This is a genomic window from Aeromonas sp. HMWF014 (assembly GCF_963878295.1).
GTDB classification, from domain to species: Bacteria; Pseudomonadota; Gammaproteobacteria; order Enterobacterales; family Aeromonadaceae; genus Aeromonas; species Aeromonas popoffii.
In genome coordinates this window covers 1-8,948 of record NZ_CAWNYS010000162.1, presented here as the reverse complement: position 1 = coordinate 8,948, position 8,948 = coordinate 1, and the positions used below count along the sequence as shown (strand labels likewise).

Genomic DNA, 8,948 nt, shown 5'->3' with positions numbered 1-8,948 from the left:
CTTCAGCCACTTCCATGTGCGGCTGCACTGTCCGGCTGGCAGTCCGGATTGCCAACCCCAGGCCCCGATCCCGCCCGGCAATGGCTGCGACGCAGAGCTGGCCTCCTGGCTCAAGGACAAGCCGCAATTACCCAAGGTCTCGATGACGTACAGCAAACCCAGGCTGCCCGCCCGTTGTGGCAGTTGACCACAAGCTGTTATGGTGCACCTATATCCGCTAGAAATTTCAATGGAGAACAACAAGATGGCCACTTCACTCTGGCGCCGGACAACGCAGAGCCTGTTGACCCTGACCCTGCTGCTGGGACTGACGGGTTGCGGCATGAACAACATTCCGACCCTGGATGAACAGGTCAAGGCGAGCTGGGGCCAGGTCGAGAACCAGTACCAACGCCGGGCCGATCTCATTCCCAATCTGGTGACCACCGTCAAGGGCTACGCCAGCCACGAGCAAGAGACCCTGAAAGCGGTCACCGACGCCCGGGCCCGGGTCGGCAGCGTGCAGGTGAGCGATCCTGCCCAGCTCAAGGCGTTTGAGGCGGCCCAGAACCAGCTCTCCAGCGCCCTCGCCCGGCTGATGGTGGTAGTCGAACGCTATCCGGATCTGAAGGCAGATCAGCAGTTCCTCACACTGCAGGCACAGCTGGAAGGCACCGAGAACCGTATCTCGGTGGCCCGCCGCGACTACATAGAGGCGGTGCGCCAGTTCAATACCGAGATCCGTACCTTCCCCGGCGTCATCTGGTCCAAGTTGCTCTATTCGGATCTGGAGGCCAAACCGAGCTTCAGTGCCAAGCCAGGTGCCGATGAGGCGCCCAAGGTCAACTTCCAATGAGCAGGCTTGCCCGCTGGCTGTTGCCTTGTCTGCTGCTGTGGATGGCGGCGCTGCAAGCCGCCCCCACCTTTCCAGCCCTCAGCGGCCGGGTAGTGGATGAGGCAAACCTGATGTCCCGTAAGCAAGCCCATCAGCTGACCCAGCAACTGGCCGCATTTGAAAGGCGTAGCGGCATCCAGCTAGTGGTGGTCTCAATCGATACATTGGATGGTGGAACTATAGAGGAGTATGGCTACCAGCTCGGTCGCCACTGGGGCATTGGTCAGAAAGGCAAAAACAACGGCGTCCTGCTGCTGATCGCACAGGATGAGCGCAAGGTGCGCATCGAAGTGGGTTATGGGCTGGAAGGTGCCCTGCCCGACGCCATTGCGGCCAACATCATCCAGGCCCGGATACTGCCCGCCTTCAAGCGTGGCAACATGGCCGCTGGTGTGGTCGCAGGCAGCAGGGGCATCATGCAGGCGCTGGCGGGTGAGTACACGCCGGTGGACATTCCTAAACAAAAGGAGAGGCTGGGCGGTCCCTGGCTGTTCATCCTGATGGTGATTGTGATGCTAGTGCTGCATAACCTGCGCGGCGGTGGCGGGGGCCGACGCCGCGCGGCTTTGCTGACAGGAGGCTTCGGTGCAGGCAGCTTCGGCAGCCGGGGCGGCGGCGGTGGCGGTTTCAGTGGGGGCGGCGGCAGTTTTGGCGGCGGCGGAGCCTCCGGTGGTTGGTAACAGGAATACAGGCATGAAGAGACGACACTATGATTTCTAAACAGTTCTTCCACACGCTACAGGCCAAGGTTCGCGAGGCGGAGCTGGAAACGGATGCTGAACTGGTCACAGTGCTGGCGCCAGCCAGTGACGGTTATCGCTATATTCCCACCCTGTGGGCGGCGCTGATTGCCATGCTCACCCCCCTGCTGGTGTTTGAGCTCGGCTTCTGGCTCGGCTGGTACGAGATCCTGCTGGCACAGTGGTCGGTGTGGCTGCTGCTGAGCATATTGTTCCACTGGACCCCCATCAAGATGTATCTGATCCCGAAGCAGGTACGCCAGCGCAGGGCGGCGCTGATGGCTCGCCTGCAGTTTGTCGAACAAGGGCTGCACCGCACTCGGGACCGGCTGGGGGTGCTGATCTTCGTCTCGGTGGCCGAACACTATGTGGAAATACTGGTGGATGACGGCATCGCCCAGCATATCGACAATGCCCTGTGGCAGGCGATCATCGACGACTTCACTCAACGGGTACGCAACCGGGAGGTGGAGCAGGGATTCATCGAGTGCGTGGAGCGCACCCGCGCCATCCTGACCGATGCCTTCCCGGCGACCCGGGATCAGAATGAGCTGCCCGACAGTCTGATCATCTTGGACAAGCCCTGATCAGGTTTAAAAAACCGGCATTCTGTTCAAGGGATAGGCATTCGATAAAGATTATGAAAAATAAGGGGAAAAATGGTTGACCCTGGCAGCCCTTTCCCCTAAATTACGCCCCGTTCCAGCGCAACGGCGCGGCGAATGAAGTGTTGGCCAAACACATTAAACCCTGGTCAAAAATTTGGTGAGGTGTCCGAGTGGCTGAAGGAGCACGCCTGGAAAGTGTGTATACGGCAACGTATCGAGGGTTCGAATCCCTCCCTCACCGCCAAATCGCTAAGCCCGACCTAACTGGTCGGGCTTTTTGCTTTGTGGCCTGCGCCATCTGCTCTCGACCGGCGAATGCTCTCCCCCTCCTCTCGCAACACACCGGCATCCCCGCGGTGACATTCTCCCTATCAGGCGTCCTTGCCCACCTCGGTATGAGCATGCCTTGTTTCTCACCCTGCCCAGACCGGCGTTCCGCCCTGCGCTGTAACATATGTTCCCGCCGGACACGACTCTGATTTATTGCTCACCGATTGGATATCATTTTGAAAAACTGATACTTAAATAGCTACACTAGCCATTATCAATATCCAGGGACGTACAAAAATGAGCTTGATTGGCTTGATGCTGGCGTTGCTCGCCATCCTTGGCGGCAACATGATAGAGGGGGGCCATCCCAGCGCCCTGCTCGATCTGCCAGCCTTCCTGATAGTAATTGGCGGTACGATCGGTGCCGCACTGACCCAGTTTCCTTTCTCCGTCGTCGGTAAAACCTTCAAGCGCTTCAAGTGGCTGCTCTCCCCCCCCAAGATCGACATGCTGGAACAGGCACAGTTGCTGGAGACCCTGGCCGGCAACGCCAGACGCAGCGGCATGCTGGCTCTGGAGGGCATGATCGACGATATCAAGGATCCCTTCCTGAAAAAAGGGGTGCAGATGATGGTCGATGGCTACGAGAAAACCAAGATCCACGAGGTATTGGAAAACGAGATCGAGTTCGAGCATGAGGATCTCGAGCAGACCGTCAAATTCTATGAGGCCATGGGCGGCTACAGCCCGACAATGGGGATAGTGGGTGCAGTATTTGGCCTGATCCACGCCATGGGCCTGCTCGATGCCCCTGACAAGCTGGGGGGGGCCATCGCGGTGGCCTTCATCGCCACCATATACGGGGTGGGTGCCGCCAACCTGATCTTTCTTCCCTTCGGTAACCGCTACAAGGGGTTTGCCCATGAGATCCGCCACTACAAGGAGATGACCTTGACCGGTATTCTCTGCATCGTGGATGGCGAGTCGCAAGCCCGGTTACAAGTTACCCTCGAACCTTATCTGGGAGGCCATGGTGGCCAAAAAGAAAAAGCCTGAAGCGCCGGAAAACCACGAACGCTGGCTGGTTTCCTATGCCGATTTCATGACCCTGCTGTTCGCCCTGTTCGTGGTGCTCTACTCCTTTGCCATGGCCAAACAGTCCGAGACCCGGGTGCTGATCCAGGGCTTCATCGAGTCGCTGGGTAAAATCGGCCTCATCTCTCCACCGGCAGGCTCTCCTGTGATGCAGGGCGGCACCGGGATCCTGGAGCCCGAATCCAGGACGACCCCCAGCAGTCCGGATAAAGAGACTGTGCTGGAAAAAGAGGCACCGACCGCAGCGGCAGATCCCTTCAACGAAACCATAGGGGCCTCTGAAAAGCCGAGTGCCACCGAGGCATGGCCGCACAAGACCAAGGAACAGGAGTGGGTACAGGTCACCAAGAAGAAGCTCGAGCAGCAGCTCAAGGCACAGATTGAATCCAAGGATCTGGAGGTGGAGCAGCTTGGCAGCCAGCTGGTGATCCGCATCGGCGAGAAGGCGCTGTTTCCGGCCGATTCGGCCTTCCTGCAGCCCCAGTTCATCCCGCTGGTCAACAAGATCTCCGGCATACTGGCAGACATCCCGGGCAAGGTGGTGGTGACCGGCCACACAGACAACTCGCAGGCGCCGATAGAGCTCTATCGCAGCAACTGGGAGCTGTCGGTGCTGCGCTCGGCCTCCATCGTCCATACCCTGCTCACCAACCCCAAGCTGGATGCAACCAGGGTCATCGCTCAGGGGGTGGCCGATGCCCAGCCACGTTATGCCAACGACACGCCGGAGCATAGACAGGCCAACCGCCGGGTCGAGATCACCCTCTCTCAGGGCAAGGCCGCGGAAGAGGCGCTCCCCATCCTCAAACCATGATCAACACACCCCGCCCTGCGGGGTTTTCTTTGCACCTCACCCTGCCTGACTTGCTCCTGTCATCCGACCCGTATCCCCAGCGCTCCTCTGCAGGCAGCGCCTGTGCAAGCTCTGCTGCGCGCCGTTTTCCGGGTCTATTCTCGCCGTTGGAAATGATTCTCAAATGAGAAAATTGACATTGCTAGCAAAATACGATTTTCCTCCCGATGATTAATAATTAATCCTTTGAAATGACATGTAAATCAGTATGGAAGTGGCATAATGCGTAACACCATTGTTAAGTCACATGATTAATTCGGTTAGGGAAAACCTATATGTTTGCTGATATCGCTGTCCAGCATTGGGCTTTTGCTATCTATGTCGTTGCAGCCATTTGTCTGTGTCTGATCATGATAGGTCTGGCCGCCTTGCTGGGAGGCCGGGCCTACGGCCGAGCCAAAAACAAGCCCTTCGAGTCGGGCATAGATTCGGTTGGCAATGCCCGTCTGCGTTTCTCCGCCAAGTTCTACCTGGTCGCCATGTTCTTCGTCATCTTCGACGTCGAGGCCCTCTATCTGTTCGCCTGGTCCGTCTCCGTTCGGGAGAGTGGCTGGGTCGGCTTTATCGAAGCCACCATCTTTATCACTCTGCTGCTGGTAGGTCTTATCTACCTGTGGCGCATCGGCGCCCTCGACTGGGCACCAAAGAAACGCGCTCTGACTGACAAAAAGCCAGACTGAATGACCGATATTCCCTTTGAGGTTGCACCATGAAGTACACCCTGACCCGGATTGACCCGGATGCGCCAGTTGAGCGCTACCCCCAGGAACAGCGCCAGACCGTCGATGATCCGCTGGCGCAACAGGCTGAACGCGGCATCATGATGGGGCGTCTCGAGGAGGTGTTGCAAGACACCGTCAACTGGGGTCGCAAGAATTCCCTCTGGCCCTACAACTTCGGCATCTCCTGTTGCTACGTGGAGATGTGTACCGCCTTCACCTCTCCCCATGACGTAGCTCGCTTCGGGGCGGAAGTCATCCGTGCCTCGCCGCGTCAGGCCGATTTCATGGTGATAGCAGGGACGCCCTTCATCAAGATGGCGCCAGTCATTCAGCGCCTCTACGAGCAGCTGCTCGAACCCAAGTGGGTCATTTCCATGGGCGCCTGTGCCAACTCGGGCGGTATGTATGACATCTACTCCGTGGTACAGGGCGTGGACAAGTTCCTGCCGGTCGACGTCTACATTCCTGGCTGCCCGCCCCGTCCCGAGGCATTCCTGCAAGCCCTGATGTTGCTGCAAGACTCCATCGGCAAGGAGCGCCGGCCCCTCTCCTGGGTGGTGGGCGATCAGGGGATCTACCGTCCCCAGATGCAGGCCGAGAAGGAACGCAAGCGCGGCGAGCGGATCAACGTAACCAACCTGCGCACGCCGGATGAGATCTGATCATGAAACTGACCCGAGAATTCCCCAGTAACTACACCATGGCCCAGTGGCAACCGGGCGATCACCAGGATGCCCAGGTGGTCGGCGAGCTGTTTGCCCACTTCGGCGCCGAGCGCTTCACCGTTCAGACCACCCGCACCGGCGTGCCTGTGCTCTGGCTCTCCCGCGAGCTGCTGCTGGACGTGATGGGCTTCTTGCGCAAGCTCCCCTCCCCGTTCGTCATGCTGTTTGATCTCAGCGCCACCGACGAGCGGATGCGCAGCCATCGCGACGGCCTGCCCGAGAGCGACTTCACCATCTTCTATCACCTCATCTCCATCGACCGTAACGCCGATCTGATGCTGAAGGTGCCGCTCAAAGAGAGCGATCTGAGCCTGCCAACCGTCAGCCGCCACTTCCCCAACGCCAACTGGTATGAACGGGAAGTGTGGGATCTGATGGGCATTCACTTCGATGGTCACCCCCATTTGACCCGCATCATGATGCCCAAAAGCTGGCAAGGACACCCGCTGCGCAAGGACTATCCGGCGCGCGCCACCGAATTCGATCCCTTCATGCTCGATACGGTCAAACAGGATCAGGAGCAGGATAACCTGCTGTTCAAACCCGAAGAGTGGGGCATGAACCGGGGCAACGAGAACGAGGACTACATGTTCTTGAACCTCGGCCCGAACCACCCCTCCGCTCACGGCGCCTTCCGGCTGGTGCTGCAGCTCGATGGTGAGGAGATCCGCGACTGCGTGCCAGACATCGGCTATCACCACCGTGGGGCCGAAAAGATGGGGGAGCGTCAGTCCTGGCACAGTTACATCCCCTATACCGACCGGGTCGAGTACCTGGGTGGCGTCATGAACAACCTGCCTTATGTGCTGGCGGTCGAGAAGCTGGCGGGTATCAAGGTGCCCAACCGGGTCGACGTGATCCGGGTGATGCTGGCGGAGATGTTCCGTATCCAGAGCCACCTGCTGTTCCTCGGTACCTATATCCAGGACGTGGGTGCCATGACCCCCGTCTTCTTCACCTTCACCGATCGCCAGAAAATCTACACCATCATTGAAGCCATCACGGGCGCGCGCATGCACCCGGCCTGGTTCCGTATTGGCGGCGTGGCGCACGATCTGCCGGTGGGCTGGGCTCGTCTCATCCAGGAAAACCTGCTGGACTGGCTGCCCAAGCGACTGATGGATTACGAAAAGGCTGCCATGCGCAACAGCATCTTGCGCGGCCGCACCATAGGCGTCGCCTCCTACACCACAGAGCAGGCATTGGCATGGGGCGTCACGGGGGGCGGTCTGCGCGCCACCGGCCTCAACTTTGACGTACGCAAATGGCGCCCTTATTCGGGCTACGATCAGTTCGAATTCGAGGTGCCAGTCGGTGCCAATGGCGATGTTTACGACCGTGGCATGATACGCCTCGAAGAGATGCGCCAGAGCCTGCGTATCATAGAGCAGTGTGTGAAGAACATGCCGGCTGGGCCATTCAAGGCAGATCACCCGCTCACCACACCACCGCCCAAAGATCGCACCCTGCAAGACATCGAGACCCTGATCACCCACTTCCTGCAAGTGTCCTGGGGCCCGGTGATGCCGGCCGCCGAATCCTTCCAGATGATAGAGGCGACCAAGGGGATCAACAGTTATTACCTGACCAGCGATGGCTCCACCATGAGCTACCGGACCCGGATCCGCACCCCGAGCTTTGCTCACCTGCAACAGATCCCCTCGGTGATCAAAGGCAGCATGGTGTCGGATCTCATCGCCTACCTGGGCAGTATCGATTTCGTTATGTCGGATGTGGATCGTTGAGTAACCGCTGTTACTAAACAACCGTTACGCGACAAAAAGGACAAGCCACAAAAGGTTAAGCCATGAGCCAGCAATGTCAGTGCCAAAACAATCAGACCCCGCAGGGGCAGAGTGCGTGCCAGGGCAAGGGGGACGGCTTCGTCCTGAGCCAGGCCGAACGCGATGCCATCAGGCATGAGATACACCACTACGAAGATCCCCGCGCCGCCAGCATAGAAGCACTCAAGATAGTGCAGCAGGCTCGCGGTTGGGTACCGGACGGTGCCATCCATGCCATCGCTGCCGAACTCGGCATTCCCGCCAGCGACGTGGAAGGGGTTGCCACTTTCTACAGCCAGATCTTCCGCCAGCCGGTCGGGCGCCACATCATCCGGGTCTGTGACAGCATGGTCTGTTACATCAACGGCCACGAAGAGCTGCTGGCCGGCCTCAAGGAAGTGATGGACTTGGCCCCCGGCCAGACCAGCGCCGACGGCCGCTTCACCCTGCTGCCCGTCTGCTGCCTCGGCAACTGTGACAAGGGACCGGCGCTGATGATCGACGACGACACCTATGGCGGGCTCGATGCTATCAGCCTGCTCAAGACCCTGGAGGCCTACCCATGAGTCTTCACAAGGGCAATCTGCCCATGCGCCTTGAACGGTACAAGACCCCGGAGGCCAATCTATGTCCATGAGCCCACGGCCGACCACGCCCCTGGCCTCCATCGGCACGGCCAACCTGATCGCACGCGCCCCCGAAACCCATCCGCTCACCTGGCGGCTGCGTGACGACGGCCAGCCGGTCTGGCTGGATGAATACCAGAACAAGCAGGGCTATGAGGCGGCCCGCAAAGCCCTTGGCCAGATGAGCCCGGATGAGATTGTCGGCACCGTCAAGGATGCTGGCCTCAAGGGCCGCGGTGGCGCAGGCTTCTCCACCGGCGTGAAGTGGGGCCTGATGCCCAAAGACGAGAGCATGAACATCCGTTACCTGCTCTGCAACGCCGACGAGATGGAGCCGAATACCTACAAGGATCGGCTGCTGATGGAGCAGCTGCCCCACCTGCTGATCGAGGGGATGATCATCTCCGCCAAGGCTCTCAAGGCCTATCGCGGCTACATCTTCCTGCGTGGCGAGTACGTGGATGCCGCCATCAACCTGCGCCGGGCCGTAGAAGAGGCCAAGGCCGCGGGCCTGCTCGGCAAGAACATTCTCGGCTCGGGTTTTGACTTCGAGCTGTTCGTCCACACCGGCGCGGGTCGTTACATCTGCGGCGAGGAGACGGCACTCATCAACTCCCTGGAGGGGCGCCGCGCCAACCCGCGCGCCAAGCC

At 59.5% G+C, this 8,948-nt stretch carries 10 protein-coding genes, 1 tRNA gene and 1 pseudogene; all 12 read left to right on the top strand.

The features are described 5' to 3' along the window. On the top strand, positions 1–187 hold a 187-nt coding region (locus AAC083_RS06500), incomplete at its 5' end, for a penicillin-insensitive murein endopeptidase (protein WP_146181600.1). A 42-nt stretch (positions 188–229) separates the two neighbouring features. Next, complete coding sequence (locus AAC083_RS06495) at positions 230–835, top strand: LemA family protein (protein ID WP_181364671.1); 606 nt, start codon at positions 230–232, stop codon at positions 833–835. After that, positions 832–1,554, top strand: coding sequence for a TPM domain-containing protein (locus AAC083_RS06490; RefSeq protein WP_108536121.1), 723 nt, complete (start codon positions 832–834; stop codon positions 1,552–1,554). Before AAC083_RS06495 ends, AAC083_RS06490 begins: the two co-directional genes overlap by 4 nt. A 29-nt stretch (positions 1,555–1,583) precedes the next feature. Then, positions 1,584–2,201, top strand: a complete 618-nt coding sequence (locus AAC083_RS06485; protein ID WP_108536120.1) for a TPM domain-containing protein — start codon at positions 1,584–1,586, stop codon at positions 2,199–2,201. 177 nt (positions 2,202–2,378) lie between these two features. Next, positions 2,379–2,466: transfer RNA gene (locus AAC083_RS06480), tRNA-Ser, on the top strand. Between the two features lie 323 nt (positions 2,467–2,789). Next, complete coding sequence (locus tag AAC083_RS06475) at positions 2,790–3,548, top strand: flagellar motor protein (protein ID WP_108536119.1); 759 nt, start codon at positions 2,790–2,792, stop codon at positions 3,546–3,548. Next, positions 3,523–4,401, top strand: a complete 879-nt coding sequence (locus tag AAC083_RS06470; protein ID WP_042034367.1) for a flagellar motor protein MotB — start codon at positions 3,523–3,525, stop codon at positions 4,399–4,401. The genes AAC083_RS06475 and AAC083_RS06470 overlap by 26 nt, the downstream gene beginning before the upstream one ends. Before the next feature lie 314 nt (positions 4,402–4,715). Next, a complete protein-coding gene (locus tag AAC083_RS06465) occupies positions 4,716–5,120 on the top strand; it encodes an NADH-quinone oxidoreductase subunit A (RefSeq protein ID WP_042034368.1) in 405 nt (134 codons plus the stop codon). Positions 5,121–5,149: 29 nt separating this feature from the next. Then, positions 5,150–5,824, top strand: coding sequence for a NuoB/complex I 20 kDa subunit family protein (locus AAC083_RS06460; protein WP_042034369.1), 675 nt, complete (start codon positions 5,150–5,152; stop codon positions 5,822–5,824). Positions 5,825–5,826: 2 nt separating this feature from the next. Beyond that, positions 5,827–7,632 (top strand): NADH-quinone oxidoreductase subunit C/D, encoded by a 1,806-nt coding sequence (gene nuoC, locus AAC083_RS06455; RefSeq protein ID WP_108536118.1) that lies wholly within the window; start codon positions 5,827–5,829, stop codon positions 7,630–7,632. Between the two features lie 62 nt (positions 7,633–7,694). Next, the gene (nuoE, locus tag AAC083_RS06450) at positions 7,695–8,237 is read left to right on the top strand and encodes an NADH-quinone oxidoreductase subunit NuoE (RefSeq protein WP_108536117.1); all 543 of its coding nucleotides are present in this window, start codon (positions 7,695–7,697) and stop codon (positions 8,235–8,237) included. A 67-nt stretch (positions 8,238–8,304) separates the two neighbouring features. After that, positions 8,305–8,948 (top strand): annotated as a pseudogene (locus AAC083_RS06445) (NADH-quinone oxidoreductase subunit NuoF); the annotation flags it as partial.